The organism is Streptomyces sp. NPDC052043 (assembly GCF_044548235.1).
Taxonomy (GTDB): Bacteria; Actinomycetota; Actinomycetes; order Streptomycetales; family Streptomycetaceae; genus Streptomyces.
Genome location: NZ_JBIUBT010000004.1, coordinates 513,523 through 529,015 on the forward strand (window position 1 = coordinate 513,523; position 15,493 = coordinate 529,015).

Below are 15,493 nucleotides of genomic sequence, written 5' to 3' on the forward strand. Positions count from 1 at the left end.
ACCATGAACGTGGAGCTGAACCACACCATCGTCCATGCCCGGAACAAGCAGGAGTCCGCCGAGTTCCTCGCGGACATCCTGGGTCTGGAGGTCGGCGCGCCCTTCGGCCCGTTCGTTCCCGTCGCCACCGGCAACGGCGTCACCCTCGACTACATGGCCGACCCGGAGGGGCCGATCGCCTCCCAGCACTACGCCTTCCTCGTGTCCGACGAGGACTTCGACGCGGCGTTCGACCGAATCCAGCAGGCCCACGTGACGTACTACGCCGACCCGTACCTGGAACAGCCCGACCAGATCAACCACCGCGACGGCGGCCGCGGCCTGTATTTCCAGGACCCGGTGGGCCACGCGATGGAGCTCCTCACCCGCCCGTACGGCAGCGGCGAGGACACACCACAGGCCGGCTGAGGGAACGGCTGCCGCTGATCACCATCACCACGCCGGTCGCCGTCGGTTCACTCCGTGGCGATGTGGGGGAGACCAGGCCAACTCACCTGCGGCGATGCTCCAGGAACCTTGCGCCGGCGGCCACCCGGGCGGGACGCTCCCGGCGCTCCCGCCGGCCGCCGCAGACACGTGCGTGCGGCCGGCGCCGACCGGGGGCGGTGTTCCAGGCGGTGTTCCGGTAGGAGCGCCACGACGGACAGGTCCCGCCCCCGAAGCCGGCTACGGGCCTGTCAGGCGGCGAAACGGTCGGGATCAGCGGCCTTCCAGTCCGCCGCCCAGGACTCGGGCGGCTCGATCAGCAACTGGCCGGGGGTCAGCCAGTCGTAGAGCTCCGCGTAGGAGCGGACGGTGACCGGGTCCACGCGCCGGCGCAGCATGCTCGGGCGCAGTTCGGCGGGTTCGCTCACGCCCAGCGAGGCGATGATCTGCAGTGCGCTCTTCACCGTGCCGGACTGGAAGCGGTGGACCCGGGCCGACTTGTCGGCGACGTCCAACGCGCGTGCGCGGCGCGGGTCCTGTGTGGCGACGCCGGCGGGGCAGGTGTTGGTGTGGCAGCTCTGCGCCTGGATGCATCCGATCGCGAACATCATGGCGCGGGCCGCGTTGGTGAAGTCGGCGCCTTGCAGCATGCGCTTGACGACGTCGGCCCCGGTGGCCACCTTGCCGCTGGCGCCGATCTTGATCCGGTCCCGCAGGCCGGTGCCGACCAGGGCGTTGTGGACCGTGATCAGTCCCTCGGTGAGCGGACTTCCCAGGTGGTCGGCGAACTCCAGCGGGGCGGCTCCGGTGCCGCCCTCAGCGCCGTCGACGATGATGAAGTCCGGCGCGGTGCCTTCCTCGACCATGGCCTTGCACACCGCCAGGAACTCCCGCCGGGAGCCCACACACAGTTTGAAGCCGACCGGCTTGCCACCGGACAGCTCACGCATTTCGGCGATGAACCGGATCAGTTCCCGGGGTGTGTCGAAAACCTGGTGGTAAGGGGGAGAAATGACGGTCTGCCCCTCGGGAACCTCGCGCACCCGGGCTATCTCGGCGCTGACCTTCTCTCCGGGCAGCACCCCTCCGATACCGGGCTTGGCTCCCTGGGACAGCTTCAGTGACACGCATTTCACGTTGTCGCGGGCGGCCTTTTCGGCGAACCGCGCGCGATCGAATCCGCCGTCCGCGGTGCGGCAGCCGAAGTATCCGGTACCGATCTCCCACACCAGGTCACCACCGTGGCGCAGGTGGTACTCCGACATACCGCCCTCGCCGGTGTCGTGAGCGAAGCCTCCGAGGGCGGCCCCCCGGTTCAGGGCGAGGATGGCGTTGGCGGACAGCGAACCGAAGCTCATGGCCGAGACGTTGAGCAGGGCCATGTCGTAGGGCTGGGTGCAGTCCGGGCCGCCGATGCGGACCCGGGGCTGCTCCGTCGGCACCGGGCGCGGCCTCATCGACGACTCGAAGTACTCGTAGCCCTCGGCGTAGACGTTCCGCTCCGTGCCGAACGCGATCTCCGCCTCGGTCCCCTTGGCGCGCTGGTAGACAAGGCTGCGCACATCGCGGTCGTACGGGCGGCCATCGAAATTGCGCTCAATGAAATACTGCTGCAACTCCGGCCGGATCGACTCCAGCATGAAGCGGATGTGTCCAAGGACCGGGTAGTTGCGCAGGACGGAGTGGCGCTTTTGAAGCAGGTCATAAGTGCCGAGTCCGGCTATCCCCGCGCACAACACGGCGGCCAGCCACCACCAGGGCGACACAGTCAACGCCGCGACGCCGGAGGATATGGCGAGAGCCCCGATGAATACGATCACTGCAATTCTGATCACTCGGAGGAACGTACATCCTCGCCCGTGCGCATCACAATGTTCCAAGGGTGAGACATCCGACGCATGATGCGCACGTCAGGACGGCGTCACCCGGCGTTCAGCCACCGGCGGTCCGCGCGGCGGGCCCGAGGTCGCCCTTGAGGACGGTGCGGACGATCTGCGGGCGGTCCCACAGCGCCAGGATCTCGTTGGCCAGGTCCACGGTCGGCAGCACATCCTGCCGGCCGTGGACCGTGATGGCGGCGGCCGACAGGCTGCGCGGGACCGCCCCGGCGTCGAGCAGCACCCTCCATTCCTCAGGGCCGAGCTCCAAGAACTCGAGGCCTTTGAGCCGGGCGATCTCCAGCGGATCGGCGAGCGTGCCGGGGTAGGCGCACAGTGTGCGCAGCCGCGGCAGTCCGACGACCGGGGCGAGGCTGACCGCTGCGTCGTCCCACACCCCGATGGACAGCACCTCCAGGCCGGGATGGGCGGCGGCCTCGACGCTCGCCGTGCCGCGGATGTTGACGTGCGCCACGACGGGCGGCTGCTCGCCCTGCCGACCCCGTGCTCTGCGGTGCAACCGGTCGAGCACCAGGTCGGTGAGGGAGCCCGCGACGATCTCCGCGCCGACGTACCCCTCGTGACCGATCAGAATGATCTGTCCGATGTGCCCGCGCGGTCCCGGCGTCAGGTCGACCGCGAGACGGTCGCCCCCGCCGTTGTCTCCGAACACGATCCAGCCCGGCGAGCCGACCAGGCCCTGCACGGCGGCATCGGGCTCGGTGACGACCGCCTCCCTGGCGCCGTGGCCCCAGGGGGAGGGACGGGACGCGGCGTCGGCGACGTAGAAGGAGTCCAGCGGGAAGAGCTCCCCCCGACCGCCCTGTCGATCCGCTCCGCGGCCTCGTCAGCGGTCTCCGAGCCGTGCTCCCACGTCGGGTGGGCGACCTGGTAGAGCGCCTTCAGCTCCTCAGGCAGCGCGACGCCGAGCCGTGCCTCCGTGGCGGCGATCTCCGCGTCGGTCGCGCCGACGGCGTCGGGCCCCCGCTCGCGCAGCGTGCGGGCCAGCAGCGCCGGGTCCGCCGTCGGGGCCGGCACCGCGCCGGGCATCGGATCCGGCAGCCGGCGCCAGGGCTCGGGCACCGCGCCGTCGACCAGGATCAGCGCCCCCGGCTGCGCGGTGCCGATGCCGGACTCGACGGCGGGGCTCGGCCCCATCACACGGAGCGTCGCCTGCCCGGTCGGCGCGAACTTCACGGAAAAGGAGACGTCGTCGACGCCGGCCGCCTCGAGTGCCTCGCGCACCCGCCCCACCGCGTCGAACTCCTCCTGGAGGTCGTCCACCTGAGCGGCACTCCCGGGCCTGGGCCGCGGCGGCTCCAGCGGCAGGCTCCAACTACCCCGCCCTATGCGCCCTGTCGCGCGCGCGACGGCATCGGAGCGCTGACCGGTGCCGCGGTCCCGCAGCAGCCGCAACACCGGGGCCCAGGTGGCGAAGTCGTGCAGCCCCGCACAAGCGAGTCTCTGATCGACCATGCGGTGACTCCAGGGGCCGCCACTGACAGTCTCTTTCGCCGCCAGGACACTGCCTGCCGAGTGTGAACGGCTACCAGCAGCACTGCGGTAAGGGGGGCGATATTGCCGCTACCGGGATAAAAGGTTAGCCTGCCCTAAGCTATAGAGGTGATCCCGGGGTTGAGGATGTCGATGGTCTCAGTGCAGTTGGGTGGGCGTCAGAGCGGTCCGCCCGTGCCGACGGATTCAGCGGAAGGCGCGCGACTGGCCGACCTCCGACCCGGGATGAGCGGCCAGGTGACCGACATCGACGAGTCGGTCGAGCCGAGCACCGCGCGACGACTGTTCGACCTGGGGTTCGCCCCCGGCGCGGAGGTCACCGTGCTGCGGAAGGCGCCGCTCGGCGACCCCGTCGTCTTCCAGGTCGTGGAGTACGAGGTGGCACTGCGCAAAGAGCAGGCCGCCGGCATCCGTGTACGGCGCACTGCATGAGCGCGCACTGCGGTCCGGTGGCCCAGACGGTCACCGGCAACATCCGCCTGGCTCTCGTCGGCAGCCCCAACTCGGGCAAGAGCACGCTCTTCAACGCCCTGACCGGCCTGCGGACCAAGACCGGCAACTACCCCGGAGTGACCGTCGCACGCTATGAGGGGACGGCGCGCGTCGGCGAGCACGAGGTGGTCATCGAGGATCTCCCCGGCACCTACAGCCTCGACCCGATCAGCCCGGACGAGCAGGTCGTCGCCGACGTGCTCGACCCGGACAACCCGGACATCGGCACACCCGACGGGATTCTCGTCACGATCGACGCGACGACGGTGCGTCGTTCCCTCGGGCTGCTCGCCCAGGTCATGCAGACGGGCCTGCCGGTCTGCGTGGTACTCACCTTCCGGGACGAACTGGCCCGTCGCGGCGGCACCCTCGACGTCTCGGCCCTCAGCCGCGCTCTGGGCGTGCCGGTCGTCGGGGTGACGAGCGGGTCACGCAACGACCTGGCGCGGTTGCGGTCCATGCTGCTCGACTGGGCCGCATGGGAGCGGCCGGTCCTCCCGCCGCCCACCGACCCCTCACAGAGGCGGGCCTGGGTGGAGTCGCTGCTGCAGAGCGCGGACTACCGGGTCCCCGAGGTCGACCACCGCACGCGGCGGATCGACGCCGTACTGCTGCACCCGCTGTGGGGCACGCTCATCTTCTTCGCGACCATGTTCGCGTTCTTCCAGATCATCTTCACCGTCGCGACACCGCTGCAGGACGCGGTGCAGAGCCTCTTCGACTGGCTCGGCACGCTCGTCACCGAGTACGTCTCGAACCCGCTGCTCGCCGGCTTCCTCGGCAACGCCCTGATCGGCGGCCTGGGCAGCGTTCTGGTCTTCCTGCCGCAGATCGCCCTGCTGTTCCTCATGATCTCCCTGCTGGAGGGCAGCGGCTACCTCTCCCGCGCGGCCTTCCTGATGGACCGGATCATGGCCAAGGCCGGGCTGGAGGGCCGGGCGTTCGTCGCCCTGCTCTCCTCCCTCGCCTGCGCCATCCCGGGCATCATGGCCACCCGCTCCCTCCCGTCGGCCAAGGACCGCTTCGCGACCATGATGGGCGCGCCGCTGATGACCTGCTCGGCGCGCCTGACGGTCTATGTGCTGCTGACCGGCCTGCTGGTCAGCCCCGATGCCAGCGTCGGTCCCTTCGGCGCCCAGGGCGTCGTCATGTTCGCCCTGTACCTCGTCGGCGCGCTCTCGGCCATGGCGACGGCCTGGGTCTTCAAGCGGTTCAGCAGCCGGGGCGGCCCGGTGCTGCCGTTCTACATGGAGATGCCGTCCTACCGGTTGCCGCGGCCCCGGTCGGTGGTCGAGTCCATGTGGAGCGCCTGCAAGGGCTTCCTGCACAAGGTCGGCCGGATCATCCTGCTGGCCACCGTCGTGCTGTGGCTGCTGCTCACCCTGCCCATGCACAGCGACGCCCAACTGCGCTCCGCAGGGGTCGACCCGGGGGACCGGACCGCGGTCTCGGCCTACGAGGTCGACCACAGCTACGCCGCCGACATCGGTCACGCCATCGAACCCGTCTTCGAACCCCTCGGCTTCGACTGGCGGATCAACGTCGGCGTGCTGGCATCGCTGTCCGCCCGCGAGGTGTTCGTCGCCACCCTCGGCCAGGTCGCCGCCGCCCAGAACCCCGACCAGCCGGCCGAAACCCTGGCGCACATGACGTACACCGACGGGCCGCACCAGGGAGAGAAGCTCTTCACCCCGGCCACGACGGCCGCCTTGCTGGTCTTCTTCCTCTACGCGCTCCAGTGCATGTCGACCATCGGGGTCATGCGCCGTGAGACCGGCTCGTGGAGATGGCCCGCGGTCGCCTTCGGCTACATGTTCGTGCTGGCCTGGACGATGGCCTTCCTGACGCACACCGTCGTAGGACTGCTGGCATGAGCGTCGTCCCCATGCACCCCGAGGCCACCGCCGACCCGCAGGCCGTCCGCTGGGTGATCCCCGCCGGCACGCTGCCGGTCCTCGGAGAGATCGCCGAGGCACCGGACGAGCTCGGGAGACTGCTCCACTCCGAAGACGTCGCCTCCATCGCGGTGGAGACCCAGGCCGTGGTGATACGGCTCGCCGACGGCCGGAGCTGGTCCGGCGCGGGGGTGCGGATGCGCGACGCGCTCAGCGCCGCACTGCAGCACCCCCAGCGGTGGCGGCCGGCCGACGTGGTCACCGAGGACGACCGGCTGCGCGCCGCACTGCAGGACGTCCTGGACGGATCCGCCGGCGACTACATCCGCTCCCACGGCGGCGAAGTGACGATCGTGTCCGCCCACGACCGGCGGGCGGAGGTCCGGATGGCGGGCACCTGCACACACTGCCCGGCAGCCGGGTTCACCCTCCACTCCCGCCTCGAGTCGGAACTGCGCGCCCGGTTCCCCGAACTGGTCGAACTGCGGGCCACGGAGGAGCCCGGCAGGGCGGCACGGCGCACCTGGCTTACGCTGCGCCGCCGCAGCGCCTGAGACGCTCAGTAGTGCCACCGGTTCGCGCCGGACTGATAGCCACACGTGATCTCACGCCCGGCGGCGTCCGTGGTCCTCGCCCCGACGTCGGACGCCCGGCAGAACTGTCCGGCGTGGTAGCAGTTGCCGGCGTTGGACCGGATGCTGCACAGCTGTGTCTTGGTGGAGCCGCCGCCCGTCGACGAACTGCCACCCGAGCCGGAACCGGAGCCTCCAGATCCGGATCCGGAGCTACCGGAGGAAGAGGACCCGCCGGAGGACCCACCGTTGCTGGACGTACTGCCGGACGTGGCGCGCGGGGGATTCGCACATGACTCGTTGACCCCCACGATCTTGAACGCGAGCTTCGTGACGGTGCTGTGGACACCGGCGGACGGCGTCTGCGAGCACACCTTCCAGTTGTAGGTGTGCACCACGGTGCGGCCCAGCTCGCTCGCGTCCCCGTAGGACACCGATTTGATGTGGTGCCCGCGGGCGTCTGCCACGGCCTTCTGCAGGTTCCAGCCGACGTAGCTGCTCACCGTCTCCTTGACGACGGGCTGCTTCGAGGGAGTCGCGGACGGGGACGTCGAAGGCGTGGCGGAGGGAGAAGTGTCAGCGGGAGGAGTGGCGGAGGGAGAAGCGGATATGCCCGCCGAAGCCGAAAGTGTCGCTGCTGCGTTGTCGACCTGATCCGTGCCGGAGCACCCCGACAGGCCGAGGGACAAGGCCACAAGCCCGACCACCAGGCCTCCGTAGCTCCGGCGCCTCTTGCCTCCGCCGCTCTTCCTTCCCCGGGCACCACCGGATTCCGGCCACTTCGGGCCAAACTGAAAAGACATGTACGCCCCCTGGCTCTTGTGCTCAGCGTCTGCTGGCGATTCGTGTCCGCACATGCCGGCGTGGACGATTCCGTTCCGGACACGTACGCCGCCCCCACGCGGCAGACACGGCAGACAGGGGGAGATTGTATGGAAAATGTGAGGGGCGTGTGTGCCGTATGTGTCGATCGGGTCTGCTCGGCGTAGCACCCACTGCCTCAGGTCACTACACCTGGCGGGCTGAGTCGGGAGCGCGCTGCGGAGCCAGGACCCAGGCGGCAAAGGCTTCGACGCCGTCCACGACCGCCTCGAAGCGCGGGGAGTGGAAAGCGTCGAACGAGTGCTGCCCGCCGGGCAGTTCGGCGTAGACCACGGCGTTGTCCGAGATGCGGCGCAGCTGACCGGCGAAGTGCCGGGCGGCCTCGACGGTCGCCAGCGCGTCCTTGGTGCCGTGGGCGATGAGGAACGGCGGCGCACCGGGGTGGATGTATCCCTGCGGCTGGGGCGGCGGCGGGGGCTCGTCCGGCGGATCGCCGAAGTAGCGGCCGTAGTAGCCGTAGAGGCAGATCGCGGCGGTGACGGAGGTGTCGGCCGACTCGAATCCGGGCTGGAACGCCGGGTCGTTCGGCGTGAGCGCGCACAGGCCCGCCATGTTGGATCCGGCGGAACTGCCCGCCACGAACAGCCGCGAGGGATCGGCGCCGTACTCGACGCCGTGCTCGCGGACCCAGGCGATGACCTTCTTGGCGTCGATCTGGTGGCCGGGGAAAGTGGTCTGGGGCCGCAGCCGGTAGTTGGCGCTGATGCACACCCACCCCTGGCCGGCGAGCCGGTACAGCAGGGGGCGTGCCTCGCGGTTCTTCGCTCCGCTGGCGTAGCCGCCGCCGTGGAAGTAGACCAGGACCGGCCCGCTTTGCGGCGCGCCGCGGCGGCGGTAGACGTCGAGCAGATTCCGGCGCCCGGCGTCCCCGTAGCCGATGTTGGGGATCCGCTCCACGTCACGCCGCCAGAAGAAGCCCGGGAGCAGCAGGATGCGGACCCAGGGCCGGTGGCGGCGCAGCGGCACGTGCACACGCTCCCGCCAGCCGGTCCCCAGCCCCTGCTCAAGGGCCCGCCCGACCACTTGATCCGTCCGCAGGCCCCGCCAGGCGGAGACGGCGAGCCCGGCGGCGGTGACGACGGCCACGCCGACCGTCGCCTTGGCGCCCAGTGACCCCAGATCGCCCTGGGCGGCGGCCAGTGCCGTGCAGGCCACCAGTGCGTAGATGCCCAGGAACGGCACTTCGTTGAGGATCAGGCCGAACCAGAAGCTCAGGCTCGCCAGCGGTCGGGGCCGGCGCGGTGCGACAACGGCGAAGAAGGTGCACCAGGCGAGGAGCGCCGTCGTCACCAGGTATCCGATCGGCATGGTCGTGACCTACTCCCATCAACTCTGGGAAAACGCCGGAAACTTAATCGTCTTGGCCCTTGGCGGACGCCCCGGCCGACCATGTGGTCTTCTGCTCGACCGGGGCGCAGGCCTGCCCGGCTTCCGGGGCGGTCCTCTCCCGTGATCTCACCCAGGCGGTGAAGGCCTCGATCGCGTCGACGACAGCTTCGAAGCGAACCGAGTGGTACAGGTCGAAGGCGTGGTTCCCGTGGCGCAGTTCGGCGTGGACAACCGCGTTGGAGGAGGTACGGCGGAGCCGCTCGGCGGCCTGGCGGACGTCGGCCACGGGCACGAGCGGGTCCAGGTCGCCGTGTACCAGGAGGAACGGCGGGGCGCCCGGTGTGATGCGGGCCAGCGGCGAGGATGTCGGATCGTCGCTGATGGGGCCGTAGTAGGTGCCCAGGCAGATGGCGCCGGTCACCGAGGTGTCGGCGTCTTCGAAGCCCGGCTGGAAAGCGGGGTCGTTCTGGGTGAGCGCGGCCAGGGCCGCGTTGTGCCCGCCCGCCGAACTGCCCGTGACGAACAGCGTCGCAGGATCGGCCCCGTACTCGTGGGCGTGTTCCCGCACCCAGGCGATGATCTTCTTCAGGTCGATCAGGTGGTCGGGGTGCTGGGCCTTGGGCTGCAACCGGTAGTTGGCGCTGACGGTCACCCAGCCCCGGCCGGCCAGGTGGTGGAGCAGCGGCAGCGACTGGGTGTTCTTGCGGCCCTGGCGGTAGTGGCCGCCGTGCAGGTGGATCAGTACGGGCGCGCCCTGCGGGCGCGAGCGGTGATGGTAGAGGTCGAGCAGGTTGCGGCGACCTGCGTCGCCGTAGGCGAGGTTGGCCACGCGCCGGACATCCCAGCGGCGCCGGAAGATGGGCAGGAACAGGATGCGGGCCAGCGGGAGGCGGCGCCGCAGCCCCTCGGCGAGGTCGGCGTCTATGGCGGCACGCCACCCGGCACCCAGCCCGTCGGCCATGGCGCGTTCGATCCGGTCCCGCTCCCCGAGCGCGCGATGGGCGATGACCGCGAGCCCGGGCGTGGTCAGAGCGGCCAGGGCGACGACCGCCCAAGCGCCCGGCGAACGGATGTCACCTTCGCCGAACGCCAGCGCGGTCGGGAGCAGCACCAGCCACCAGAAGGCCGCGAACGGCAATTCGTTCGCGGCGAGGCCGAAGAAGTAGCTCACGTGGCCGAGCGGGCGCGACCACGGCACCGGCGCCAGCGCGAACAGCGTGCCGATCGCGGCCAACGCCACAGTGACCAGATAACCGACGGGCACGGAACCTCCAAAGATCGACAGTGCGCATGCCCGTCGCGACGGCGAATCGCAGGCAGGCCGGATCCAAGGTCTCTGAGGGACGACCGTAGCCAGCAGCGCTATATGCTGTCCAAGACCAGTTTTCCCATGTAGTCATAACGGTAGAGGCATAACGGTAGCCATCATGGATCTGCTGTCGCTGCGCTACTTCCAGGTCGTGGCACGTCACGAGCACATCAGCAGGGCGGCGGACGAGCTTCGCGTCGCCCAGCCCTCGATCAGCCGGACCATCGCGCGGCTGGAGGCCGACGTGGGCGTGCAGCTGTTCGACCGGCAGGGCAGGCGGATCCGCCTCAACCGGTTCGGCGCCGCGTTCCTGCGCCGGGTGGACAAGGCCCTGGCCGAGCTGGACGACGCCACGCGCGAACTCTCCGACGCCGCCGGCCTCGCCCGTGGCAGCGTCTCGCTCGCCTCGGAGACGCTGCTCACGGTCACCGAACCGGTCAAGAGCTTCATCGCCGAGCATCCGGATGTCGCCGTTCGTCTCTTCCAGGCGACCCCGAAGGTCATGGCCGGGCGGCTGAGCGAGGGCCAGGTCGACTTCTGCCTTGCTTCCGAGGTGCTCGAGGGACCGGGGCTGGGTCATGACGAGCTGGTCCGCGAGGAAGTCGGGCTCGCCGTGCCGCTCGGGCACCGGCTCGCCGGCCGGCGGGAGGTGACCATGGCCGACCTCGCGGGCGAACCCGTGGTCACCACCCGGCCGGGGATCTGGCAGCGCACGCTGGCTGAGCGGCTGTTCTCCGAGGCCGGCTTGGAGCTGGTGGTCGCCTGTGAGATCGACGAGGCCACCACGGCCATCGAGATGGTCAGCGCCGGGCTCGGCGTGGGGTTCGGGCCGGCGTGGTATCTCCGCTCCCCACTGGCGGCGTCGCGGGCGCCGTTCTCGCCCGTACGACTGGCGGCTCCCGGCGCCGAGCGGGTCCTGCGGCTGTACTGGCGGGAGGGGGCCTACGTGTCCGAGGCGGCCCGCCGCTTCCGCGACCATCTGGCCGCCGCGCTGACGGCGACTTGATCCAGGGGGCGAGGCGCCGCCCCGACTGTGCCGGGGCCGCTCCGACTGCGTCGGGGGTGCGCGATCACTGAGGGACAGTGAGAAAGAGCGGGAGTCGGTGAGAGCGACTCCCGCTCTTTCCGTGTCGTACTGTGCGCGCCAGGCATGACCTCACAGTCCTGAATCGGACAACAGTGACAAGTAGCACATCGGTGAGAAGTCACACAGGGCCAAGTGCTTGCTCCGCGAATGACCTCAAGGTGGGATTGCGGCAACCGTCGAGTGGGGGTCTCACCTTGCAAGGGGATTAATCATGCGCGGAGTTCGCGTGCGGCGCCGTATTGCGGTCACAGTGGCCGGGGTCACAGTCTTCGCCAATACCGCACTGATATCACCCATTTTGTCCGATTCTGCGATGGCCGCACCCGTGCAATCCGCGCAAGGAGTCAAGGCCGTGCCGGCGGCAGCCGGGCAGCAACCGGAGAGCACGGGCCACAGCTTGCTGACCACCGAGCAGTGCCAGGCGAAGTGGCAGATCTCCTGTTACACCCCGACCCAGTACCAAAAGGCGTACAACCTGAACTCGCTGCACCGGGCGGGAGTCACCGGCAAGGGCCGCACGATCGTGATCGTGGATTCCTTCGGCTCGCCGACCATCCAGCACGACCTGGATGTCTACAGCGCCCGGTTCGGCATGAAGAGCACCCACGTCGACGTGGTCAAGTGGGGCAACGTCCCGCCCTTCGACCCCTCCAACGGCGACCACAACTTCTGGGCCGATGAGAGCACCCTCGACGTGGAGATGGCGCACGCCGTCGCCCCGGACGCGCGCATCGTCCTGGTGGAGACCGGGGTCAACCAGAGCGGGGACGGCACCACCGGCCTGCGGGAGATGATGGACGCCGAGAAGTCGCTCATCGACCGAGGTGTGGGCGATGTGATCAGCCAGAGTTTCGGCGCGACGGAGAACACCTTCCCCGGCTACCGGCGCGGTGACTTCTCCAGCATTCAGAACCTGCGGTACGCCTTCAAGGACGCGGCCAGGCACGGTGTGACCGTCCTCGCCGCCTCCGGCGACGACGGAGCCACCAGCCCCACCGGAAACGGCGACGCCGACTACCCGTACAGGGCCAACTCCTGGCCGTCCTCCGACCCGTTGGTCGTCTCGGTCGGCGGCACCCAACTGCACTTGGACGCCAAGGGCGACCGCATCGCGCCGGACAGCGTCTACAACGACCACGGCGCCAGCGGCGGCGGCAAGTCCCATGTATTCGCCCGTCCCTCGTACCAGAACGGGGTCAAGCAGGTGGTCGGCGACCGCCGCGGCACCCCCGACGTCTCGATGTCCGCCGCGATGAACGGCGGCGCATGGGTGTACTCCAGCTTCGACCCGAAGCGGGTCGGCTGGGACGTCTACACCGGCACCAGCGAGGCCAGCCCGCTCTTCGCAGGCATCGTGGCCCTGGCCGACCAGGTCGCCGGACACCGGCTGGGCGACATCCACCAGGCGCTGTACACGCTGTTCGCGCAGTCCTCGCGGAACCCGTCCACCGGGATCGTGGACGCGAAGGACGGCACGAACAACACTTACGCGGGAGTCCCCGGCTACACCGCGGTGAAGGGCTACGACATGGCGACCGGCGTCGGCACGATCGACGCGGCCCGCTTCGTCCGGGCCCTCGCCAAGGAGGGCTGAGAGCATTCCCGTGCCCGGGGCGCGGGCGCCTGCCTATCGCTGAGGTGGCCCGTTGGGCCGCCAGTCTCAATGGGCCGAGTCAAGCTCCATCGAGCGCGAGCAGTGGCCGGTCTACTGATCGGCCCTTCCGCTGACCAGCGGACCTGAAGAAGCCCACGGCTCTGACCAGCTCAGACGCCGTGGGCTGCTGTCGTTGTCGGTCGGCTTCGGCTGACCTCGGACGGCCCGGAGACGGCCCCGAACTTCGCGCCGAGCTGCCCCTCCCGCTGTCAACGTTCGCAATCGACGAGTCGTCGAAAGCGCGCTTGCGGCAGTCTGCTTGGATGCCGGAGATGACGACGAGTTCTCCTGTTCCCCGCACGGACGACGCCGATTCCGACCGCCTGAGGACCCTGCTGGAACGTGCCGCCAAAGGCCGGGCAAGTCAGGCCTGGAGCGACCTCTGGACGGAGCTCTACCACAACGGTTCCCTGGACGTCGCCCATCCGTTGGTGCTGCCCACGCTGACCGACATGGCGGAGGACGACCATGCCGACACGGCAGCTTCGGCCCTCCTCCTTGCCGGCGCCCTTCTCGTCCAGGCGGACCAGCGGTACGAGACCCGGAACCTGCGCGACCGGCACGAGCCGGAAGTCGCACGCCTGCTGGCCGCCGCAAACCGGTGGCGGCAGGTCACGGTCGACCGGAATGACTACTGCCACCTGCTTGAGGCGGTCCTGAACCTGGAGGGTGACATCCACTGGGCACGGGACTTGATCTGGGGCGTCGTCAACGAGGAATACGAACTCGAGTGCCCCGATCCCGACGGGTGCGCGTCGCTGTGGGTGATCATCGGAGAGCGGGGCTTCTTCAGCGCGGCGGAAGACTACGCCCTCTCCGACGACATCGAAACCTTCCCTCTCCATCCGGCCGACCCGCATGCGCTGGAAGGTCTCGGCCGCCGCCTCTACGACCTTGCCCTGGCCGACGGCCACGAGGAAGTTGCGCGCGCCCTGACTCATGCCTTCGGTGAGGCGACCTGCCCGGAATGCGAGCAGCGCCTCTCCGTCGTCGGGCAGGTCATCGCCGGCTCCAGCTGAGAACCGCGTCGGGGTGGCGGGGTGTGAACCCACGCCCTCTTCGTCCCGAAGCAACTCGTATGGGCGCTCGACCTTGGGCTGGTGTGCCTCTCACCTGCTGCGATGGTCCGCGGATATCCGGAGGTGCCCGCACGCGTTCGCTGTTGTGCGTTGGCGTTCTCACGTAGTTGGACACTCACCGTGTCGTGCGGCCAGTCCCACCTCCTGATCCGTAGCTCTCTGTGGATCGGTCGGCGACGGCCATACCGGTCGGGCGACGGCCCCGCGACCGCATACACGGCCGTGGGTCCACACGTCGTGGAGCGGAGGTGCTTCTGGCGCTGATGTAAGCAAGTTGCGGGACCCATGTGGGCTACTACGGTGGAAGTGACCGATGTGACCTATGTTGCAAAGGGGTACGGTCATGCACCCAAGGCTCTGTAAGCGATCTGCCGTTGCTGGTTCGGTCCTCATCCTCGCCCTCGCCCCGCTTGGCCTGCAGCCGGTGGCGGCAGCAGCGGCAACGCCGAGCCAGACCCACGCCAGCTCGAGCGAGAGTCAGCGCGAATACCAACGGGGCTTCCGCGATGGATTCCGGGATGGTTACCGGGACGCTCGGGATGACTGCCGGATGCACAGGGGGTATCGGGGTAGCCACAGGGGCAGCGACTACGACCGCGGCTACCGCAACGGGTACAGCGACGGTTTCGCCCGAGCAGAAGCCCGGTACTGCTAAGCAGGCGAGGCTGAGGCCAGGAGGTTGCGGCTTCTCCGTTACGCGGGCGTACGAGACAACCGCCTCCGCTTCTGGTACTCCCGTCGGCAGTCGCGGACTCGCCGCTCGCGAGTAGGCGGTACGGCCTTCGGCACTCGGCGCTGTCGCGAGTCCGAGTAGACCCCCTGCCTGGATCCCAGGCCCCTGGCATCGCGTCCAGGGGCCTCGTCGTTGCTCTATGGCTCAGTTCCTCGGACAGCCGATCTCCGCGATGTCCTCCGCGAGGTCGGCCAGAGCGATCTCCGAGTTCAGTGTGCTGACCACTTCTTCGGTCAGAGGACGGCGAGAAAGGACGTGGCGAACGGCCTTCAGGTCGACTGGGACCTCGTAGTAGTCCTCGGCCCACTGACGAACGGTTGGCAGAGGTGGCGGTCTGTCCGCTGACCACCGGCAGGGGGGCATGCCAGCGAGTATCTACGGCGAAGGACCTCGGCGATTCGCTTCCCTGCGGTGAGCGAATACAAGGCCTGCCTCGAGCAGTACGGCTCGCTGCAGACGAAGTCGATTTGTTGGACGATGCCGGTCCAGTGCACTCGGATAGGGCCAAAGAGGTCCTGGCTGAAGCAAGCACCGACGTTCTGAAGCGTCTTGCGCCGTGGCCCTGGAGGCGTCTTTGCGTGGCGGCCGGTGCCCCCGGCTACTTCCTATGAGATTTCCTACGAGGCGCCTATCCGTCGCAGCG

Annotated in this window: 11 protein-coding genes and 1 pseudogene; 7 read left to right on the forward strand and 5 right to left on the reverse strand. The window is 69.3% G+C overall.

Features of this window, described 5'->3' with window-relative positions; all coding sequences use genetic code 11:
* Window positions 1-3: 3 nt before the first annotated feature.
* Window positions 4-408, forward strand: a complete 405-nt coding sequence (locus ACIHCX_RS13580) for a VOC family protein (protein WP_400029103.1) — start codon at window positions 4-6, stop codon at window positions 406-408.
* Window positions 409-677: 269 nt separating this feature from the next.
* Here ACIHCX_RS13580 and ACIHCX_RS13585 read toward each other — a convergent pair whose 3' ends face one another.
* Window positions 678-2,246: an FMN-binding glutamate synthase family protein gene (locus ACIHCX_RS13585; protein WP_400029104.1), complete on the reverse strand. Its 1,569-nt coding sequence runs from the start codon at window positions 2,244-2,246 to the stop codon at window positions 678-680.
* Window positions 2,247-2,358: 112 nt separating this feature from the next.
* A pseudogene (locus ACIHCX_RS13590) lies at window positions 2,359-3,779 on the reverse strand (SMI1/KNR4 family protein).
* 171 nt (window positions 3,780-3,950) lie between these two features.
* On the opposite strand from ACIHCX_RS13590, the gene ACIHCX_RS13595 reads away from it, so the two are divergent.
* The 3 genes from ACIHCX_RS13595 to ACIHCX_RS13605 are packed head-to-tail and all read left to right on the forward strand — an operon-like array spanning window position 3,951 to window position 6,759.
* Window positions 3,951-4,250 (forward strand): ferrous iron transport protein A, encoded by a 300-nt coding sequence (locus ACIHCX_RS13595; protein WP_400029105.1) that lies wholly within the window; start codon window positions 3,951-3,953, stop codon window positions 4,248-4,250.
* Window positions 4,247-6,184, forward strand: coding sequence for a ferrous iron transporter B (locus ACIHCX_RS13600; RefSeq protein ID WP_400029106.1), 1,938 nt, complete (start codon window positions 4,247-4,249; stop codon window positions 6,182-6,184). Before ACIHCX_RS13595 ends, ACIHCX_RS13600 begins: the two co-directional genes overlap by 4 nt.
* Entirely contained in the window at window positions 6,181-6,759 is a 579-nt protein-coding gene (locus tag ACIHCX_RS13605) for a NifU family protein (RefSeq protein WP_400029107.1), read from the forward strand. The genes ACIHCX_RS13600 and ACIHCX_RS13605 overlap by 4 nt, the downstream gene beginning before the upstream one ends.
* A gap of 5 nt (window positions 6,760-6,764) precedes the next feature.
* Here ACIHCX_RS13605 and ACIHCX_RS13610 read toward each other — a convergent pair whose 3' ends face one another.
* From ACIHCX_RS13610 to ACIHCX_RS13620, 3 genes are all read right to left on the reverse strand, one after another.
* Window positions 6,765-7,280: a hypothetical protein gene (locus ACIHCX_RS13610; RefSeq protein WP_400029108.1), complete on the reverse strand. Its 516-nt coding sequence runs from the start codon at window positions 7,278-7,280 to the stop codon at window positions 6,765-6,767.
* Window positions 7,281-7,785: 505 nt separating this feature from the next.
* Entirely contained in the window at window positions 7,786-8,967 is a 1,182-nt protein-coding gene (locus tag ACIHCX_RS13615; RefSeq protein WP_400029109.1) for an alpha/beta hydrolase, read from the reverse strand.
* A 43-nt stretch (window positions 8,968-9,010) separates the two neighbouring features.
* Entirely contained in the window at window positions 9,011-10,252 is a 1,242-nt protein-coding gene (locus ACIHCX_RS13620; protein ID WP_400029110.1) for an alpha/beta hydrolase, read from the reverse strand.
* Window positions 10,253-10,415: 163 nt separating this feature from the next.
* Between ACIHCX_RS13620 and ACIHCX_RS13625 the strand changes: the two genes are divergently transcribed.
* The 3 genes from ACIHCX_RS13625 (at window position 10,416) to ACIHCX_RS13635 (ending at window position 14,057) form a co-directional block, all read left to right on the forward strand.
* A complete protein-coding gene (locus tag ACIHCX_RS13625; RefSeq protein ID WP_400029111.1) occupies window positions 10,416-11,303 on the forward strand; it encodes a LysR family transcriptional regulator in 888 nt (295 codons plus the stop codon).
* Window positions 11,304-11,736: 433 nt separating this feature from the next.
* The gene (locus ACIHCX_RS13630; protein ID WP_400029112.1) at window positions 11,737-12,978 is read left to right on the forward strand and encodes a S8 family serine peptidase; all 1,242 of its coding nucleotides are present in this window, start codon (window positions 11,737-11,739) and stop codon (window positions 12,976-12,978) included.
* A 323-nt stretch (window positions 12,979-13,301) separates the two neighbouring features.
* Window positions 13,302-14,057 (forward strand): hypothetical protein, encoded by a 756-nt coding sequence (locus tag ACIHCX_RS13635; RefSeq protein WP_400029113.1) that lies wholly within the window; start codon window positions 13,302-13,304, stop codon window positions 14,055-14,057.
* The last annotated feature ends 1,436 nt before the right edge of the window (window positions 14,058-15,493 follow it).